At 72.6% G+C, this 18,101-nt stretch carries 14 protein-coding genes, 1 tRNA gene and 1 other RNA gene; 4 read left to right on the top strand and 12 right to left on the bottom strand.

Annotation, left to right across the window (positions count from 1 at the left end; all coding sequences use genetic code 11):
• On the bottom strand, positions 1-1,932 hold a 1,932-nt coding region (locus ABZ896_RS31510), incomplete at its 3' end, for a DNA polymerase III subunit gamma and tau (RefSeq protein ID WP_360936521.1).
• A 60-nt stretch (positions 1,933-1,992) separates the two neighbouring features.
• An RNA gene (ffs, locus tag ABZ896_RS31505) (signal recognition particle sRNA small type) lies at positions 1,993-2,091 on the bottom strand.
• 72 nt (positions 2,092-2,163) lie between these two features.
• On the opposite strand from ffs, the gene ABZ896_RS31500 reads away from it, so the two are divergent.
• Together ABZ896_RS31500 and ABZ896_RS31495 are read left to right on the top strand one after the other, a co-directional pair.
• Positions 2,164-2,251, top strand: a tRNA-Ser gene (locus tag ABZ896_RS31500).
• A gap of 180 nt (positions 2,252-2,431) precedes the next feature.
• Entirely contained in the window at positions 2,432-4,258 is a 1,827-nt protein-coding gene (locus tag ABZ896_RS31495; protein WP_360936519.1) for an RICIN domain-containing protein, read from the top strand.
• A 19-nt stretch (positions 4,259-4,277) separates the two neighbouring features.
• Here ABZ896_RS31495 and ABZ896_RS31490 read toward each other — a convergent pair whose 3' ends face one another.
• From ABZ896_RS31490 to ABZ896_RS31445, 10 genes are all read right to left on the bottom strand, one after another.
• On the bottom strand, positions 4,278-5,078 hold the full coding sequence (locus ABZ896_RS31490; RefSeq protein ID WP_360936517.1) for an alpha/beta hydrolase: 801 nt from the start codon (positions 5,076-5,078) through the stop codon (positions 4,278-4,280).
• A complete protein-coding gene (locus ABZ896_RS31485; RefSeq protein ID WP_360936515.1) occupies positions 5,066-6,310 on the bottom strand; it encodes an MFS transporter in 1,245 nt (414 codons plus the stop codon). The genes ABZ896_RS31490 and ABZ896_RS31485 overlap by 13 nt, the downstream gene beginning before the upstream one ends.
• A 53-nt stretch (positions 6,311-6,363) precedes the next feature.
• Positions 6,364-7,185 carry an SAM-dependent methyltransferase gene (locus tag ABZ896_RS31480; protein WP_360936513.1) on the bottom strand — a complete coding sequence of 274 codons (822 nt, stop codon included), beginning with the start codon at positions 7,183-7,185 and terminating at the stop codon, positions 6,364-6,366.
• Between the two features lie 39 nt (positions 7,186-7,224).
• Positions 7,225-7,476, bottom strand: a complete 252-nt coding sequence (locus tag ABZ896_RS31475; protein ID WP_360936512.1) for a phosphopantetheine-binding protein — start codon at positions 7,474-7,476, stop codon at positions 7,225-7,227.
• Positions 7,473-7,892: a 4'-phosphopantetheinyl transferase superfamily protein gene (locus ABZ896_RS31470; RefSeq protein WP_360936510.1), complete on the bottom strand. Its 420-nt coding sequence runs from the start codon at positions 7,890-7,892 to the stop codon at positions 7,473-7,475. The genes ABZ896_RS31475 and ABZ896_RS31470 overlap by 4 nt, the downstream gene beginning before the upstream one ends.
• Positions 7,873-8,706, bottom strand: a complete 834-nt coding sequence (locus ABZ896_RS31465) for an aminoacyl--tRNA ligase-related protein (protein ID WP_360936508.1) — start codon at positions 8,704-8,706, stop codon at positions 7,873-7,875. The genes ABZ896_RS31470 and ABZ896_RS31465 overlap by 20 nt, the downstream gene beginning before the upstream one ends.
• Complete coding sequence (locus ABZ896_RS31460) at positions 8,703-9,587, bottom strand: diiron oxygenase (RefSeq protein ID WP_360936506.1); 885 nt, start codon at positions 9,585-9,587, stop codon at positions 8,703-8,705. The genes ABZ896_RS31465 and ABZ896_RS31460 overlap by 4 nt, the downstream gene beginning before the upstream one ends.
• Positions 9,584-10,750 carry a serine hydrolase domain-containing protein gene (locus ABZ896_RS31455; protein WP_360936504.1) on the bottom strand — a complete coding sequence of 389 codons (1,167 nt, stop codon included), beginning with the start codon at positions 10,748-10,750 and terminating at the stop codon, positions 9,584-9,586. The genes ABZ896_RS31460 and ABZ896_RS31455 overlap by 4 nt, the downstream gene beginning before the upstream one ends.
• Complete coding sequence (locus tag ABZ896_RS31450) at positions 10,743-15,257, bottom strand: type I polyketide synthase (RefSeq protein ID WP_360936502.1); 4,515 nt, start codon at positions 15,255-15,257, stop codon at positions 10,743-10,745. Before ABZ896_RS31450 ends, ABZ896_RS31455 begins: the two co-directional genes overlap by 8 nt.
• Positions 15,258-15,374: 117 nt before the next feature.
• Positions 15,375-17,273 carry a non-ribosomal peptide synthetase gene (locus ABZ896_RS31445; RefSeq protein ID WP_360936500.1) on the bottom strand — a complete coding sequence of 633 codons (1,899 nt, stop codon included), beginning with the start codon at positions 17,271-17,273 and terminating at the stop codon, positions 15,375-15,377.
• 227 nt (positions 17,274-17,500) lie between these two features.
• Here ABZ896_RS31445 and ABZ896_RS31440 point away from each other — a divergent pair, with 227 nt between their 5' ends.
• A complete protein-coding gene (locus ABZ896_RS31440) occupies positions 17,501-17,827 on the top strand; it encodes a glyceraldehyde 3-phosphate dehydrogenase NAD-binding domain-containing protein (protein ID WP_360936498.1) in 327 nt (108 codons plus the stop codon).
• The gene (locus ABZ896_RS31435) at positions 17,749-18,006 is read left to right on the top strand and encodes a hypothetical protein (RefSeq protein WP_360936525.1); all 258 of its coding nucleotides are present in this window, start codon (positions 17,749-17,751) and stop codon (positions 18,004-18,006) included. The genes ABZ896_RS31440 and ABZ896_RS31435 overlap by 79 nt, the downstream gene beginning before the upstream one ends.
• Positions 18,007-18,101: the final 95 nt, after the last annotated feature.

Genomic DNA, 18,101 nt, shown 5'->3' with positions numbered 1-18,101 from the left:
CGGCCCCTGGAGGAGGTCTGCGACCTGCTCCTGCGCACGCTGCACCAGCCGGACAACTCCGACGACGTGGCCCTGCTGATCGCGCGCGGGCCCGCCGCCGACGGGGGCGCCGGTGGGCCAGGCGCCGGGGGCGGGGGTGCCGGGGCCGCCGGGGGTGCCGGGGCCGCCAGGGGAAGGTTGCTGGGGCGTCGGCTGGGGTTGGTCGGGATGGCCGCCGGTGGGCTGACCGCCAGCGGGAGGGCCGGAGACCGGGCCGTTGGGGGCGCCGGAGCCGACGGGGGTTCCGGAACCGGAGGAGGTACCGGCACCGGAGGAGGTACCGGCACCGGCGGGGGTGCCGGTGGCGCCAGGGGTGCCGGTGGCGCCGGGACCGCCCGAACCGTCGGGTGCCCCCGGGCCGCCGTACCCCTGGGAACCGCCAGGTGCCCCCGGACCGGTGGGGCCGGCGCCCGGGCCTGCGGATGCCGCCGGAGCGGCCGTGGCACCCGCCGCGGCACCTGCCCCGCCCGGTACGCCACCGCCGGGGAAGCCGCCCGGCACACCACCACCGGGGAACGCGCCCGGTGCCCCGGCGCCACCGGGGACACCAGCCCCCGGCCCACCCGCACCGGGCCCGCCCGGGCCGCCGCCGGGTCCGCCGGACGCCCGTACCGCTGCCCGGGCCGCCGCGGCGCCGCCACCGGGCGGTACCGGAGCCGCGGCCGTCGCCCCGCCGTGGGCCTCCGGTCCGGGGACGTACCCCATCGCGGGTGCGCCGGCGCCGGCGGAGAAGTTCACGCCGCGTTCGATGCGGTCCAGGCGGGCCATGACGGAGCGCTCGTCGCCGTAGGCGGCGGGGAGCATCACGCGCGCGCAGATGAGTTCCAGCTGGAGGCGGGGCGAGGTGGCGCCGCGCATCTCGGTGAGGCCTTCGTTGACGAGGTCGGCGGCGCGGCTGAGCTCGGCGGCGCCGAAGGTGCCGGCCTGGGCCTGCATGCGCTCGATGACGTCGGCGGGGGCGTCGATGAGCCCCTTCTCGGCGGCGTCGGGCACGGCGGCGAGGATGACGAGGTCCCGCAGCCGCTCCAGCAGGTCGGCGACGAAGCGGCGGGGGTCGTTGCCCCCCTCGATGACCCGGTCGACGACCTCGAAGGCGGCGGCGCCGTCGCCGGTGGCGAAGGCCTCGACGACGGAGTCGAGGAGGGAGCCGTCGGTGTACCCCAGGAGGGAGGTGGCCATGGCGTAGGTCACACCGTCGGCCGTGGCGCCCGCGAGCAGCTGGTCCATGACGGACATGGAGTCACGCACGGACCCGGCGCCGGCGCGCACGACGAGCGGCAGCACGCCGTCCTCGACAGGGATGTCCTCCTTGCCGCACACCTCGCCGAGGTACTCCCGCAGGGTCCCCGGCGGGACGAGCCGGAAGGGGTAGTGGTGGGTGCGCGACCGGATCGTCCCGATGACCTTCTCGGGCTCGGTGGTGGCGAAGATGAACTTCAGGTGCTCCGGGGGCTCCTCGACGACCTTGAGGAGCGCGTTGAAGCCGGCCGACGTGACCATGTGGGCCTCGTCGATGATGTAGATCTTGTAGCGGCTGCTCGCGGGCCCGAAGAAGGCCTTCTCGCGCAGGTCACGGGCGTCGTCCACACCGCCGTGGGAAGCGGCGTCGATCTCGATGACGTCGATGGAGCCCGGGCCGTTGCGCGCGAGGTCCTGGCAGGACTGGCATGTGCCGCAGGGGGTGGGCGTCGGTCCCTGCTCGCAGTTCAGACACCGCGCCAGGATGCGCGCGCTGGTCGTCTTGCCGCAGCCGCGCGGCCCGCTGAACAGGTACGCGTGATTGACCCGGTTGTTCCGCAGCGCCTGCTGCAACGGGTCGGTGACATGCTCCTGCCCGATGACCTCGGCGAACGACTCCGGGCGATAGCGGCGGTACAGCGCGAGAGACGACACGTATACGAGGTTATAGGCGCCCACTGACAACCAGCCCCCCGCACGGGGACCCGGCCCGGAAACACAAGCGCCCCCCACGCACCCGCCAGAGCCGACCTACCCTTGCTGCCTTCCGGCCCTGGGGGAGTTCAGTCAGATAGCGCCGCGTGAGGGGCTGCCCAAACAGTACCCGATGGCAGGGGCCGGGATCGAGTTCGCGAGCACTCCTCAACGTCTTGTATTGTTTGCGGCGGAGGATTCGCCTAGAGGCCTAGGGCGCACGCTTGGAAAGCGTGTTGGGGGCAACCCCTCACGAGTTCGAATCTCGTATCCTCCGCCAGTGCCTCACCGGGCACGATGTCGAAGGGCCCCACCGTTCGCGGTGGGGCCCTTCGACGTTGTGTTGTGAATCCCTGCGTCTTCGAGTGGCCGCTTCCGGCGGCAACCTCTTCGTCGTCCGTGGCGACCACTGCACGAACACCCGCAACGGCCAGGCGGGGGACAAGGGAGAAGACAGGCGTTGAAACTGTTCAGACGGAAATGGGCCCTTGTGGCCGGGGCGGTGGCGCTGGTCTCGGCGACGGCGGTCTCGGTGCCGCTGCTCACCCAGGCCGCGAACGCCACGGCGGTGGCGTTCTCCACGACCTTGGTCAGCAGGTCGAGCGCGCTGTGCGCCGACGTGCCGGGCGGTGCGACCACGATGCGGAGCGCGCTGGTCGCCGCCGCGTGTACCGGCGGTGCCGGGCAGGCCTTCACCTTCACGCCGGTCTCCGGCAAGGACGACACCTTCACCATCGGCACCCTCAACGCGAAGGGGTGCGTCGACGTGACGGGGCGGTCGAAGGCCGACGGCACTTCCATCAAGCAGTACACCTGCAACAGCCGTACCAACCAGCAGTTCCGTATGGTCGCCGTCGGCTCGGGGTCGGACGCGGGATACAACCTCGTGGCCGTGCACTCCGGCAAGTGCGTCGCGGTCGGCGGTGACGCCACCGCGGCCGGTACGGCGCTGGTGCAGTCGCCCTGCACCGCGCAGCGTGCGTGGCTGGTGCCCAGGTCCACCGCTGGTACGAGCCCCAGTCCGACCGGCAGCACCTCGGGCGACACGAGTTCGACCGCCGCCCCGAGCAGCGCCGCGCCCAGCCCCACCAAGGTCAGCGCCTCACCGTCCGCGTCGCCGACGTCGACGACCGCCGCGGGCGATTGCCCACGGTCCGCCGGTTCGTCTCCGGTCGTGAAGACGACGCAGGTCGACCTCGGGGTGCCCGTGACCGGCTACGGAGGCCAGTCCGACACCGAGCCGCTGCCCATGGCGATCGCGGCCACCCCGTCCGGACGTTCCTGGCTGGCCTGGCTCGGCACGGACGGCAAGGTGTACCTGGGCAGCGTCGACTGCGACGACCACCTGACCGGCACGCCCACCAGCTTCACCGGCATCGACCTCCAGGACGTCGCGGCCGACGCCGACGGCGGTGTGCTGCTGCTGACCCGCGAGGGCGACTGCCACACCGGTCCGCTGTGCGGCGGCACCTCCAGCCCGTGCAACACCATGTGGATGATCCGCTTCGACAACTCCGGACACATGGTCTGGGAGCAGCAGGTCACGAACCTGAACAGCAGCCGGGGCGGCTACGACGACGGGGCCCGCTTCGTCTGGTGGTACCAGCACCACGGCCGGCTCGCCTACGACGGCACGAACTACTCGGCGTACTTCTCCGACGCCGTGACCGTGCAGAACGGCGACTGCGTCGACATCCACGAAGGCGACCGGATGCAGGTGGTCGGCCCGACCGGGGCCCTGCTGTCCGGGCACGACAGTTTCGAACTCGGGTGCAGCCACAGCTGGGACACCCACAGCGTCTGGGATCCGCGGACCGGTCATTTCGTGATGGTCTGCGCCACCGACAACAACTGCCGGATAGCGCAGGCGCCCGACTACCGGACGGTGGCCTCGGGTACCTGTGACGGCACCCTGTTCGGCGGTGACATCGTCCTGTCGAGCGACGCCGGGTACTGGGTCGGGTGGAGTCAGGGCGGCAAGGCGCGGCTGGACCACTTCAGCACCGGTGCCTCCGACAGGACCGTCACCACCTCGGCCGCCGCCGCTCATCCGCATCTGGTCACCTACGGCGGCCGGATGCTGCTGGCCTGGGCGTCGGGCTCGAAGATGGCCGCGCAGGTGTACGACTCCGGTACGGGTTCCACCGTGGGCGGCCAGTTCACGATCGACGTGCCCGACCACGCGTACCTGTCCTTCAAGGCGTACGCGGACGGCAGCGCCGCCTACGCGGCCGCCGGCAGCACCGGTACCTCGATCGTCATCGCCCGCGTGATGCCGATGAGTTGACACGCGCGCTTCCGGGACCTCACGCGAGGAACTCCTCGATGATCTTCCGGAGTTCGGCCGGTTTCTCGACCGCCGCCGCGTGGCCGGAGTCGATCTCCACGTACTCGCTGCCGGGGATCGCCGCGTGGAACTGGCGGGCGTAGCGGACCGGGACCAGTTGGTCGTGTTTCATCGCGATGATCAGGGTGGGGGACCTGATCTTCGCGACGTGTTCGGTGATGTCGACCTTGGCGACGAAGTCGATCAGGGCGACCATGCCCTCGGTCGGGGCCAGCCCTGCGCGCAGGGCGAGGCGTTCGCGGGCGGTCATGGCGTCCAGGTGGGCGTCCGAGAGGACGTGCAGCAGCGTGTACTCGGCGAAGGCGTTGGCGTCGAGTTCGGCGAGGCGGCGCCAGACCCGGACCAGGAGGCGTTGCCAGGGTTGGCGGTAGTGCGTGAAGCCGCCCAACAGGACGGTCCGGCGGACCAGTTCGGGCGCCCGGGCGGCCGCCGCCGCGGCGACGACGGCGCCGGTGGAGATGCCGAAGAGGTCCGCCGGACCGTCGCCCGCGTCCCGGATCGCGCCCAGCACCTGGTCGGCCAGCAGGTCCACGTCGATCGCGTCGGTGCCGCCCTCGGGCAGCGGGGTCAGGTCGCTGCCCGAGTAACCGGGCACGATCACCGTCCGCTGCGCCGTGAAGTCCTCCAACAGGCCGGCGAAGCTGGTCTCCGGGTGCCCGGTGCCGCCGTGGACGAGGGCGAGCGCGGGGCCCCGGCCCTCCTTGTAGTAGCCGACCGGTATGCCGGCGACGTCGACGCTGTACCGCGTCATGCTGACCATGCGGTGGTGTCCTGTTCTGTCGGGGTACGGCCGCGGGAGAGCCACCAGGTGAGCAGCGAGGCGACGGCGGCGAAGGCCGCGGCGACCGGCAGCACCAGAGCCGCGGAGCGGGTGAGGATCGCCGCGCCGAGCGCGCTGGAGAGGAAGTTGCCCAGGTAGGCGGCGGAGGTGTTGAGGGAGGTCACCAGCGGGGCGCCGCCGGGCGAGGCGTAGGCGATGATGCGGTGCTGCTGCGGGCCGATCACCGAGTAGGAGACGACGCCGCTGAACGCCGTAGCGATGGCTACGAGGACGAAGTTCTCGCGGATCGGCAGCATCACCAGGAACACCGCGGCGATCCCGAGGGTCGCGCCGATGACGACGCGCCGCGGGTCGTAGCGGTCGGCGAGGTGGCCGGCGCCCAGGTTGCCGCAGGTGGCGGCGGCACCGAAGACCAGCAGCAGCAGCGCGAGGCGGGACTGCTCGCCGTCGACGGCCGGCGCGAAGACCGCGCTCATATAGGTGAAGGGCAGGAAGACCGCGACGAACGCGAGCAGGGTGACGACCAGGACCCGCAGCACCCGGCCGTCGGTCAGCGGCGCGAGCCGCTCCCGCAGCGAGGCGCCGGAGGCCAGGTGTACCGGCGGCAGCAGGACGGCGAGCACGGCGGCCACCACGGCGGCGATCGCGGCGACGAACCAGATCGCCGCCTGCCAGCCCCAGGCGCCGCCGATCAGGGTGCCCAGCGGCGCGCCCAGCACCAGCGCGAGGGTCGCCCCGGCGGTCACCATGGCGATGGCCCGGCCCCGCCGTGCCTCCCCGGACAGATACGCGGCCGTCGCCACGGCGCTCGCCATGAACATCGAGGCGCCCGCGCCCGCCAGCACCCGGGAGGCCAGCACCAGGCCGAAGTCCCCCGCCGAGGCGGTCACCGCGTTGCCCGCCGCGAGCAGCACCACGCCGGCCACCAGCACCCGGCGCCGGGACCACTTCCCGGTGAACGCGGCGAGCACCGGGCCCAGCAGCGCGTAGGCGAGGGAGAACAGGCTCACCATCTGGCCCGCCGCGCCCGTGCTGACGTGCAGCGTCGAGCGGATCTCGGGCAGCAGCCCGACGATGATGAACCCGTCGGTGCCGACCACGAAGGCGCCGAGCGCCAGGATCGCGGTCTGCGTGCGCCAGGGGACGCCCGTCGTGCTCTCGGCGGCCGTCGCCCCGCCGTCCGGCGTCACGGTCTCGTCGTTCTCGCTCACTGTGCCTCGTTCATCTCAGCCTCGTTCATCTCATGAGTTCCTTCGGGATCGCTTCACGCCGTCGTTGCGGCGCTGATCAGCCAGTTCCGCGGTACGCCGCGGGTGGCGCGCGGGGCGACGGGGTACGGCCAGCGGCCCTCGCCCGCGCCCGGTTCGCCGGGCTGTTTCAGGTCCTCCACCCGCCAGCCGTGCCCGGCCAGGAAGTCCTCCGGGTCGTCGGTGCCGAACTGCCAGGGCGTGCCCTCCTCGCGCAGGGAGCGCAGGAACGGCTGGGTCATCGGATGCCGCAGCAGCGTCGCGCTGGTCATGTCGACGACGAGGCGGCTGCCCGCCGGGGCGGCCCCGGCGACCGTCTCCAGCAGCCACCCGACCTGTTCCTCGGTGAGGAAGAAGACCAGGCCCTCGGCCACCCACAGGGTGCGCTCGGCGGGGTCGAACCCGGCGGACTTCAGCGCCGTCGGCCAGTCCCCGGCCAGGTCCGCGGCGACCGGTACCGTCGGCACCCTCGGCTCGGCCCCGAGCCGCCGCAGCCGGCGCTCCTTCTCGGCGAGCAGCGCGCCGTGGTCGACGTCGTAGACGACCGCGTCCCGGGGCCAGTCGAGCCGGTGCGTGCGTACGTCCATGCCGGCGGCCAGCAGCACGGTCTGCCGTATGCCGGTCTCTTGGAGGACTCTGCCTATGGCGTCGTCCATGTAGCGGGTGCGTACGGCGATGAAGTCGCCGACGGCGGCGCCCTGGTGACGTTCCAGCAGTTCGAAGCCGCGGGGCTCGGCGAGGGCCCGCGCGTACGGGTCGGTGAACAGTCCGTCGCCGCGGTCGCCCTCCAAGGCGCGGGCGGCCGCGGTCCACTGGGCGGTGTAGGAGATGTCTTCCACGCGGGGGTCTTCCCTTTCGGACGCGGGTGAGCGGGTGGCTCAGGCGGACAGGAAGCGCTTCTCGATGGCGGCCAGGGTGCGCACCTCGCCCAGGTCGAGGTTGTCCATGTCGATCTCCTGGCCGCTGGTCTCCTCGATCAGGAAGACGAACTCGACGAAGGAGAGGGAGTCGACGAGGCGCTTCTCTATGAGGTCCTCGTCGGGGGCTATGTCGGTGCGGTCCTCGTGCTTGGCGAGGATCCACTGCCGGATGGTGTCGATCCCGGTCGTCTGCGGCTGGGTGGTGGTCACGATGGGGTCCCTTCGGTGGTGTGCACGGCCGCCGCGACCGCCACGGCGTACGCGCCGTCGTGGGCCAGGCTGACCGATATCCCGGACTTGAGCCGGGCGGCCTCGGCCAACTGCGCGGCCGCCCCGTTCAGATGGACGACGGGCCAGGTGCCCGCCCCGCCGGCCACCTGGATGGAGAGCCAGGGCAGCGGCCGGTCGCGTACGTGGAAGAGCTTGAAGACGGCCTCCTTGACCGCGAGTACCCCGGCCACCGCGCTGGCGTCGAGCACGCCGCCCCGGGTGCAGGCGTCGGTCTCCTCCGGCAGCAGCATGCGGGCCAGTACCGGGCGGCGGTCGGGTCGCAGCAGTTCCTCGGCGCGGGAGAGCAGCACCAGGTCCACCGCGATCCGCGGCGCGCTACCCGGGGCCGAGTTCACGGAGTGCCTGGTCGACGGCGGTACGGGCCTTCTCGGCGGTGCCGTAGTGGTCGAGGAGGACGGCCAGCCAGCGCTCCAGGCCGAAGGCGACGCAGCCGGTGAACGCCGTGGCGCCGTCGTCCCCGACGGTGATCCGGCAGCGTTCGCCGAAGAAGTTGCGGTGGGTGTTGACCGAGGCGATGGCGAGGCCGTCGACCTGGAACTCGTACTTCACCGGCTCCATCTTCTGCAGCAGCGCGCGGACGCCGCCGGCCTCGAAGAACGGGTCGGTGGCGGCCTCCACGCGGACATCGAGGGCGAGCAGCGTGAGGAACTCCTCGACGCGCTCCCGGAATCGCGCGATCACGGCCTTCGTGTGGGCCTGGGTGCCGATCGCGACGATCTCCCGCATCTGGAAGCTGAGCAGCCGGCGCAGTCCGTCGAAGTGGTCCTCCTTGCGGAAGCAGCGGTTGACGAGGGTGAGCAGGGTGTCGGGCGCCACCCGGGTGTCCTGGAGGAGGAGGTAGGCGCCGAAGCAGGTGGCGGTGGACAGGCCCAGGTGGGCGTCGGCGGTCTGTCCGGTCGTGAACCGGCCCTGCGCGGGGCCGTCGGTGGGGGTGGTCAACCCGCCCGCGACGAGGGCGAGATGGGGGAAGTTCACGTACACGTCCAGGTGGGCCAGCGCGTCCACCGGGTAGAGCGGGGGCGCGGAGATCTCCCCGGCGCCGGCCTGGACTCCCCAGTCGCGGAAGGTGTCGTCGAGGAGCCGTAGGAGTGCCGTGTCCTGCGGGCCGAGGAGGGCGAGTCCGCCGTCGACACGGCTGCGGCCGCTCACGCCGCGACTCCGTCCTGGACGAGGCCGAGCTTCGTCAGATACGGCAGCGTCTTGCGGAACACCTGTGCCTCGAACTCCCGCCGCCGCGGCCCCTCCAGGAGCCGCCGCCGGATCTCCAGCGGCTTGGCGATCCCGGCGTCCTTGTAGACCTGCGGGTTGTAGAGCGTCTCGAAGCTGTAGGTCAGATACCGCTTCAAGTAGTCGCTGACCTGCGTCAGTTCGTCCTGTGTGGCCCGGGCGGCGAAGCTCTCGAAGAGCACCTTGACCAGTTCCCGGCCGAAGGCGATGTGCCGGGACTCGTCCTGGTGGTGGATGCGGTTGATGCCCCGGATCGTCTCGTGCAGCCGCTCGTCGGCGCCCATCCGCAGGTTGAAGTGGTCGACCAGCTCCTCGAAGACCAGGATCCGCGCGAAGACCAGCAGGCTCGCCGCGTCGCCCGGCGGCACGGTCTCGGCACCGCCCCTCAGCTGTTTGTAGATCTTCCCGCCGTAGCGCTGGCAGAACTCGGCGAAGAACCACATGTGTTCGTTCTCCTCGCCGATGAAGTGGTGGAAGAACTCCGAGGCCTGGGCGAAGTCGTCGGTGTGGATCCGGTGGGTGACCTCGATGAGGAGTTCCCGTATGCCGTGCACGTTGAGGCTGTAGAAGTTGACGCTCTCGTACTTGGAGAGCGCGTACAGCTGGTCCTCGGTCAGCTCCTCGGCGACCTCGGTGCCGTACGTCGTGGTCAGCTCGGGACTCATCCACCACATCCGCTGGGGCAGCGTGTCCGGCCACTCGAACATCTTGTACGGGTTGTAGTAGTCCTCGATCGACATCGAGCTCAGCCGGTCGAGAATGCCCTTCAGGCGCGGGCTTTCGGCGAGGAGCGCGTCGGTCATTGGGGGTCTCCGATCGTCTGCCGTACGGCCGCGACGGCGGCCCGGCCGAGCAGGGCCGCGCGGTCGTCGGTCTTCGTGTACTGGTCGAGCCGGTGGTTGAGCTGCGTGGAGGTGTAGGCGAAGGCCAGGCCGTCCTCGGGCACGGCGAAGACCAGTGCGCAGTCCTGCCCGTAGTGGCCGAAGGAGGCCACGTCCGGGCCGGCCTGGGGCAGATAGCGGTCGGGGAGCATGAAGCCCTGCGCGTAGGCGCGTTCCCGGGCGAAGACCCGGTCGGTACCCCGCCGCCGCAGCCGGGAGGCCCGCCGCAGGGTGTCCTCGTTCCACAGGCGTACGCCGTCCACCGGGCCGAGGGTCGCGGCGAGGATCCTGGCGAGCGGCCGGGCGGAGGAGACGGCGTTGCAGCCGGGGATCTCGGCGGCGAGGTAGCGCAGGGACTTCTCCGCGTTGAGGAGGTTGGGGTTCATCTGGCTGCGGCTGAGCAGGGAGGAGCGGTCGCCGAGGAGATGGAGGATCTCGGCCGCGGTGCCGGAACCCGCCGGGCCGGACTCCTGGAAGGGCACGAGGCGGCTGAAGTCGTCGATGCCGATGCGGACTTCGGCGTTCAGCGGTTTGCGCAGCTCCGTCTCGAAGAGCTCGTCCACCGACTTCCCGGTGGCCCGTCGCAGGTACTCGCCCACGCCCCAGCCGAAGGTCAGGTCGTGGTAGCCGTGGTCGGTGCCGGGCTCCCAGTAGGGGCGCTGGGCGGCGAGCGCCTCGACGGCCGGGTGCCAGTCGAGGACGTCGTCGACGGTGAGCGGAAGGTCGACGCCGATCAGCCCGGCCTGGTGGCTGAGGAAGGTGGCCAGGGTGAGGGAGCCCTTGCCCTCGGCGGCGAAGGCCGGCCAGACGTCGGCCATCGGGGCGTCGAGGTCGAGGTCGCCGCGCTCGTGCAGGATGTGCGTGACGATCGACAGCAGCGCCTTGCTGACCGAGCGGACGTTCTGCAGCCGGTCCGGCCGCTGCCCCCGGGAGCGCAGCGCGACCCGCTCCTCGCCGTGCACGTACACGCACAACTCGGCGCCCGAGTCGGCGCCTTCGCGGTGCAGGCGCTCGAACCGCTCGGCCAGCGGACGGAATTCCCCGGCCGCCGTGCCGGTGATGTGCTCCCATTCCGGGTCAGTCACGGTGACCTGCCTCCGTCATGCGCTTCTCCACGTCGGCGGCGAGTTCGGCGAGGCTGGGCCGGTCGAAGCAGATCGACGCCGGCAGCGGCACCGCCAGCAGCCGCTGGAGCCTGTTGCGGATGGTGAGCGCGTTGAGGGAGTCCATGCCCGCCTCGGTCAGGTCCAGCCCGGCCAGCTCCTCGTCGCCGTAGCCGAGCACCCGGGAGACCACCTGCCGGCAGACGGCGAGGACGTCGTCCGGGCCCGCGGGGCCGGCGGGGTCCGTCTCGTCCCGCGGACCACCACCCGTCCTCACTCCGGCGAGCACGGGGTTCGACGCCAGATGGTGCTCGGGGTCCAGCCGGTCCCAGCGGGTGGGCAGTACGGCGACCTGTCCGGAGGGCCAGCCCTCGATCGCAGTCCGTACGGCGGTACGGCCCTCGTCGGCGGAGATGGTGCCGATGCCCTGCCGTTCCAGCCCGCTCAGGAACTCCTCGTTCCCGGCCAGGATGCCGACGTCCGACCAGGAGCCCAGGTCGAGGGAGAGCCCGGCCAGCCCGAGGGCGCGGCGGTGGCCCGCCAGGGCGTCGAGGAAGGTGCAGGCGGCGGCGTGTCCGGCCTGTCCGGGGTTGCCGAACAGGCCGCCGTAGGACGAGGTGAGGACGAACAGGTCGAGGTCGGGGGCGTGCGCGGCGGCGCTGCGATGGAGGTTCCAGGCGCCCTGCGCCTTCGGACCCAGCACCCGGGTCATCCGGTCCCAGTCCGTGCGGTCGAGGATGGCGTCGTCGACCAGGCCGGCCGCGTGCACCACACCGCGGATCACTGAGTCTTCGGCGCTGTAGGTGGTGAACAGCCGTTCCACCTGGTCCTGTCGGGTGACGTCCAGATGTTCCGTGCGGATCTGCGCGCCGTACCGCCGGCGCAGCCGGTCCAGCCGCTCGGTGCTCTCCTCGTCGGGCGCGCGGCGGCCGCACAACACCAGGCGCCGGGCGCCGAGTTCGAGCAGGGCGTGCGCGCACTCCAGGCCGACGCCGAAGAGGCCGCCGGTGACGACGTACCAGCCCTCGGGACCGACCCGGACCCGCGGTCCCGCCTCGGGGGGTGCGGCGGGGCGCAGCCGGGGCAGCAGCAACCGCTCGCCGCGCAGGGCCAGTTCGGCGTCCGTGGCGGGCGGCGCGGCCGCCGTCGCGGCGAGCCGGGCCGCCGCCCGGGGCCAGCGCTGCCGGGTGTCGGCGGCGCCCAGGTCGACGAGGAGGTGGCGCATGGTCGGGAACTCGGTACGGGCCGTACGCGCGATGCCGGTCACCGCGCCCTGCTCGGGCAGCACGTCGTCGGAGTCCAGCACCCGGTGGGCGCCGGAGGTGACCGTGCACAGGGTGAGTCCGGGCAGGTTGGCCGCGGAGGCCGCCTGTACGGCCCGCAGGGTCGCGATCCCTCCGGCGGCGGCCACGTCGTCGGCGACGGAGCCGGTGGTGTGGGGGAGTCCGGCGAGGGCGGTGCGGCGGCTGCTCAGGGCCGGTACGGCGTTGAGCAGCAGGTCCGGGCGGTGGTCCAGGAGGGCTTGGGCGAGGGAGGAGACGGCGGGGTCGGGGTCGGGGTTTGCACCCACGCCCTCGGCCTCACCCGGGCCCTCACCCGCGCCCTCGCCCTCGCCGAGCACATGCACCCGTACCCCCACGCCGAGCCGGCTCAGCTCCCCGGTCAGTTCGGTGGCCGACGCGGCCGTCGGCGCGAGCAGCAGGCAGCGTTCCACGGCCCGTGGTGTGTCCGGCTCCGCGTCGGTCCACACGACCACCGAGTGCCCCGTGCCCTCCCGCTGCGGTACGGCGTCCAGGGCGCCCATCGTGTCGCTGTCCACGCGGTCCGCGGTGCCCGCGACGGCCGGCGCGACCCAGTGGCGGCGACGCTGGAAGGGGTAGGTGGGCAGCGAGACCGTGCGGCCGCCCGGTGACACCGCCGCCCAGTCCACGTCGAGGCCGGCCGTGTACGCGCCGGCCAGCGCGAGCCGGGTGGAGGCGAGGTCGTCCCGCTCCCAGCGCAGCGTCTCCAGGCAGGCCGGTTCGCTGAGGCCGCCGTCGTCGAGCACCAGCGGCACGAGACCGGTGAGGGTGTTGGAGAGCCCGATCTCCAGGAAGACGTCGGAGCCGGTGGCCGCCGCCCGGACGGCGTCGTGGAACCGCACCGGTTCCCGCAGCTGCCGCCGCCAGTACATGGCGGTCGCGAGCCGCGCCCCCTCCTCCACGCCGGTCAGCGTCGACACCAACGTGCGGGTGGGCGGGCGCAGTTCGACGGATTCCAGTACGGCGGTGTAGTCGTCGAGGACGGGATCGAGCTGCGCGGAGTGCGCGGCGCGGCCGATGCGCAGCCGCCGGCAGCCCAGGCCGCGTCGCTCGGCCTCGGCGAGCACCCGCTCCAGCGCCCGGCCGTCGCCCGAAATCACCGTACGGCCCGGGGCGTTGAGCGCCGCGATGCCGATCTCGTCCTGTCCGGCGAGGAGTTCGCGCACCTCGTCCGCGCCGGTGAAGACGGCGGCCATGGCGCCCGACTCGGGCAGCGTCCCGAGGAGCCGGGCGCGCTCGCTCACGAGGTACAGCCCGGTGCCGAAGTCGAACACCCCGGCGTGGTGCGCGGCCGCGTACTCGCCCAGGCTGTGTCCGACGAGGGTGTCCGCGGTGAGGCCCCAGTGCTCCCACAGCCGTGCCAGCGCGACCTGGAGCGTGTACACGACCGGCTGGGCCAGCCGGATGTCGGTGAGCGGCATGCCCCGGCGGGCGGGGTCCTGGTACAGGAACTCCGTGAGCCCGTGCCCGGTGTACCGCTCGAACTCCGGGCCGGCGGCGTCGAGGAACTCCCGGAAGACCGGCTCGTGCCGGTACAGGTCCCGGCCGGCCTCCAGATACTCGCCGCCCTGCCCCGAGAAGAGCATCGTCAGCCGGGGCCGCGCGCTCGGCGCCTTCCCGGTGGCGAGGCCGATCTCGCCCTCGAAGCGGTCGGCCGCGTCCTCGTGGCCGTCCGCCACCGCGCCCAGCAGCGTGGCGAGGGTCTTGCGGTCCGGGGCGACGACCGCCGCCCGGTGGGCGAAGTGACGGCGTCCGGTGCCGAGGCTGTACGCGGCGTCCACGGGCTCGGGCGCCTCCTCGGCCAGCAGGGCCGCACCGACCCGGGAGGCCAGTTCCCGCAGGGCGGGCTCGCTGCGGCCGGACAGCGCGAGCACCTGCGGGCCCTCGGGCCGCTCCGGTACGGGTGCGGAGGCGGGAGCCTCTTCGAGGACCACGTGCGCGTTGGTGCCACCGAGCCCGAAGGCGCTGACCCCCGCGCGGCGCGGACTGACGCCCCGCGGCCAGTCGGCGGTCTCGGTCTGGACGTAGAACGGTGAACCGGCGAAGTCGATCGCCGGGTTGGGCGTACGGAAGTGCAGTGAGGCCGGGATCCTGCGATGCCACAGGGCGAGGGCCGTCTTGATGACCCCGGCGATGCCGCCGGCCCAGCTCAGATGCCCGATGTTGGTCTTCACCGAGCCCAGCGCGCAGGACCGCGGGGCCACGCCCTCGAAGGCCTCGGTGAGCGCCTCGACCTCGATGGGGTCACCGGTCGGCGTCGCGGTGCCGTGCGCCTCCACGTAGCCGACCGTCGCGGGGTCGACGTCGGCGGCGGCCAGCGCCTGGCGGACGACCGCGGCCTGACCGGACACGCTCGGGGCGCTGAAACCGGGCTTGCCCGCCCCGTCGTTGTTGACCGCGGTGCCCCGCACGACCGCGTACACCCGGTCGCCGTCGGCCAGCGCCCGGACCAGGGGCTTGAGCAGGACCGCGCCGACGCCGCTGCCGAAGACGGTGCCGGTGGCGCCGGCGTCGAAGGAACGGCAGTGCCCGTCCTGCGACATCACCAGGCCGGGCTCGGGCCGGTAGCCGTCGATCTGCGGCACCGGGACATGCGCCCCGCCGGCCAGCGCCAGGTCGCACTCGCCGGCCAGCAGCGCCTGGCAGGCCAGGTGGAGCGCGTAGAGCGAGGTGGCGCAGGCGGCCTGCACGTTGACGCTGGGCCCGTCCAGGTCGAGCTTGTAGGAGACGCGGCTGGTCAGGTAGTCGCGTTCGGCGGCCATCGCGAGGCGCAGGTCCTCGCTGGAGTCGAGGTAGTTGGGGAGGGCCTTGCCGGTCTGGCCGCTGAGGTGGTGCATCAGATAGAGGCTGGTGCCGCTGCCGCCGTACACCCCGATGCCGGAGGTGCGCCGTCGCCCGGCCGCGCCGCCGTCCTCCAGGGCCTCCCAGCAGACCTCCAGGAAGAGCCGGTGCTGCGGGTCGAGCAGGGCGGCCTCGCGGGGGCTGTAGCCGAAGAACCCGGCGTCGAATTCCTCGATTCCCTCCAGGACCGACCGGGCGCGCAGCCAGCCGTCGGGGGTGCTTCCCTCGACCTGCACCGACTCGACCCCGGCGACGAGGTTCGACCAGAACCGCGCCGGGGATTCCGCGCCCGGAAAACGACAGCCCAGGCCGATGACGGCGATGCTCTGCTGGTCGTGTTCGTTCACGTCGCGTAATGCGCGATGGTTCACTGCCGGGCCCTTGCCTTCCCTGCCGGTGCGCGGAAATACGTACGGTGAATGCGGTCGGCGAACAGCGTGAAAAGAGAGCGGAATTCCGCGCGGTTATTCGCCGCGCCGGGCCAGTCGCCTCCGGTCGGCCGTGCTCAGCGGGGCGGATCGGCGCGCCCCCTGCCGGGAGGGCCGCGTCCCGGACGTCGGCCCGGTGCGGATGCGCGCGGCGAGGGCGGGCACCGTGGGGTAGCGGTACATCTCCACGAGCCCCAGCCGGGCGTCGGGGAAGCGCCGGCGCAGCCGGGTCAGAACGGAGCCGAGCAGCAGCGAATTGCCGCCCAGGTCGAAGAAGTTGGCGCCGGTGTCGGCGCTCACGTCGTCGTCCAGGACCGCGTCCCAGGCCTCGGCGACGGCCCGCTCCACCTCGCCCAGGGGCGCCCGGGGCGCGGGCACGGGCGCCGCCGGCCGCTCGGTCAGCAGCCGCTCCAGGGCCTTGCGGTCGAGCTTCCCGGTGTGGCCCAGGGGGAGTTCCGCGAGGACGGTCACCGACTGCGGCACCGCGTACGGCGGGAGCACCCGGCCGATCCGGGCGAGGACGTCGTCCCCGGTCACCGCGGCCGCCGTGGCCTTCGCCGCCGTGGCCTTCGCCGCCGCGGTCAGCCGGACCACCCGGCCGCTGTCGTCCCGCACCGGGAACACCGCGGCCTCCTCGACACCGGGGACCGCGCGGATCGCCGTCTCGATCTCGCCCAGCTCGACCCGGTAGCCACGGACCTTGACCTGGCTGTCGACGCGCCCCCGGTAGCGCACGGTGCCGTCCGCGCCGAGCGTGACCAGGTCCCCGGTGCGGTACCAGCGCCGCCGGTCCGCGCCCTCGCCCAGCACCGGGAACTTCCGGGCCGTGAGCTCCGCGTCACCCAGGTACCCGCGGGCCAACCCCGTGCCGCCGATGAGGAGTTCACCGAGTTCGCCGTACGGCCGCTCGCGCCCGTCCTCGCCGACGACCCGCAGCTCCACACCGCGCAGCGCCCGGCCGATGGGCACCTGCCCGGCGTTCGCGTCGGCCGCCGTGCAGGGGTGCAGCGTGGTGTAGACGGTGGTCTCGGTGGGGCCGTAGCCGTTGAACACATGGGGAATGGGGCGCAGTTGGGCGACCAGCTCGGGCTGGACGATCTCGCCGCCCATGACCAGCACATGGAGGCCGCGCACGGCGGTGGCGAGGGTGGGGTCGCGCAGCATCAGCTGCACCAGGGAGGGCGTCGACTGGAAGTGCGTGACCCGGCCGCTCGCGAGCTGCCCGGTCAGGAACTCGGCGCCCTCGGCGGAGCGCCCGGCGAGGGAGTCGATGTCGGCGAGCACGAGGGGGATGCCCCGGGTGAGCGGCCAGTACAGGTCCACGATCGACATGTCGAAGCAGAAGTTCGCCGCCGCCAGCCAGCGCTGCGCGGAGCGGTCCGGGAGCTGGGGGATCACCTCGTCCAGCGCGTCGAAGAGCCGGCTGACGCTGCCGTGCTCCACCCCGACGCCCTTGGGGGCGCCCGTGGAGCCGGAGGTGTGGATGACGTAGGCGAGGTCGGAACTCCCGGGCGGGCGAAGGTCGTTCGGCCCTGTTCCGTCGTACGACGGCCAGGCGCTCGCGTCCGCCGTCCGGTACGGCAGCGCCGCGAACCGCCCCGCGGTGCTCTCGTCCACGAGGATCCGCCCGACCCCGGAACCTTCGACGACGGCGCGGATCCGGTCGTCCGGGAAGTGCGGGTCGATCGGGACGTACGGCGATCCGGCCGCCATCGTGCCCAGCAGCGCCGCCAGTCGGGAGGCCGTCGGCGCCATGCACACGCCGACCGGTGCGCCCGGTGTGCTCCCGCTCGCGCGCAGGAGTCCGGCCATGGCCCGGATACGGGCCCACAGGCGGGCATACGTCAGGGTTTCCGCGGCGTCCGAGACGGCCGGCGCGTCCGGCGCGTCCCGTGTGACGCGGTCCAGCTGTTCCACGATCGAGACGGATTCCACGGAAGGTTCCCCCGCACTTGAGTTCTCATGGAAATGCCACGGAATTCGGAGACAGCGCAACGCTAAACAAGAGGAACGAGCGGTTCAACGCCCGCTAGCGGACTGTCCGGTAGCGGACAGCGCCTCTCGCGTCATCTGGCGAGGGAATGGCCCTAGGCTGCCCGAGGGCAGCTCCGTACGCACTCGTTCCCGGTACATTCGCACTACACCGAGGAGATTCCGACACCATGGCAACGCGCCTCGCCATCAACGGATTCGGTCGCATCGGACGCACCGTCGCCCGTATCGCGCTGACCCGCCCGGACATCGAGATCGTGGCCGTCAACGACCTGACCAATCCCGGACTGCTGCGCTTCGACTCGGTACACGGACGGCTGGAGGAGCCGGTCACGGCCGACGACGGCCACCTCGTGATCGGCGACCGCGGGATCCCCGCCCTGCGGGAGCGGGAGCCGCCGGCCTGGACGTCGACATCGTGGTCGGGTCGACCGGCGTCTTCACCGACGGCGAGTCCGCCCGGGCCCATCTGGACGCGGGCGCGCGGCGCGTACTGATCTCGGCCCCGGCCAAGGGGGTCGACCTCACCGTGGTCCACGGCATCAACGACGACGAGCTGACCGCCGAGCACCGGATCGCCTCGAACGCCTCCTGCACCACCAACTGCGCCGCACCGCCAGGGTCTGTCCGGCGGGTCAGGCCGGCTGCGGGAAACGGCGCTGACCGGTGCAGGTGAGCGGGGCTGGGTGCGTCTGGCTGCAAGGCGGAGGAGGGCGGCGACGCGATGGGGGTCCCTCCCGCGCGAGGTTGTTCGAGCGTGGGGGAGTCGGC

It is taken from the genome of Streptomyces sp. NPDC047072, assembly GCF_040643855.1.
Classification (GTDB): Bacteria; Actinomycetota; Actinomycetes; order Streptomycetales; family Streptomycetaceae; genus Streptomyces.
This window is presented reverse-complemented; position numbering and strand designations above follow the sequence as displayed.

Bases quoted from the DNA above. Each gene is read 5' to 3' on its own strand.
- ABZ896_RS31490 (WP_360936517.1), bottom strand. From the start codon at position 5,078: ATGGTCAGCATGACGCGGTACAGCGTCGACGTCGCCGGCATACCGGTC.
- ABZ896_RS31460 (WP_360936506.1), bottom strand. From the start codon at position 9,587: ATGACCGACGCGCTCCTCGCCGAAAGCCCGCGCCTGAAGGGCATTCTC.
- ABZ896_RS31440 (WP_360936498.1), top strand. From the start codon at position 17,501: ATGGCAACGCGCCTCGCCATCAACGGATTCGGTCGCATCGGACGCACC.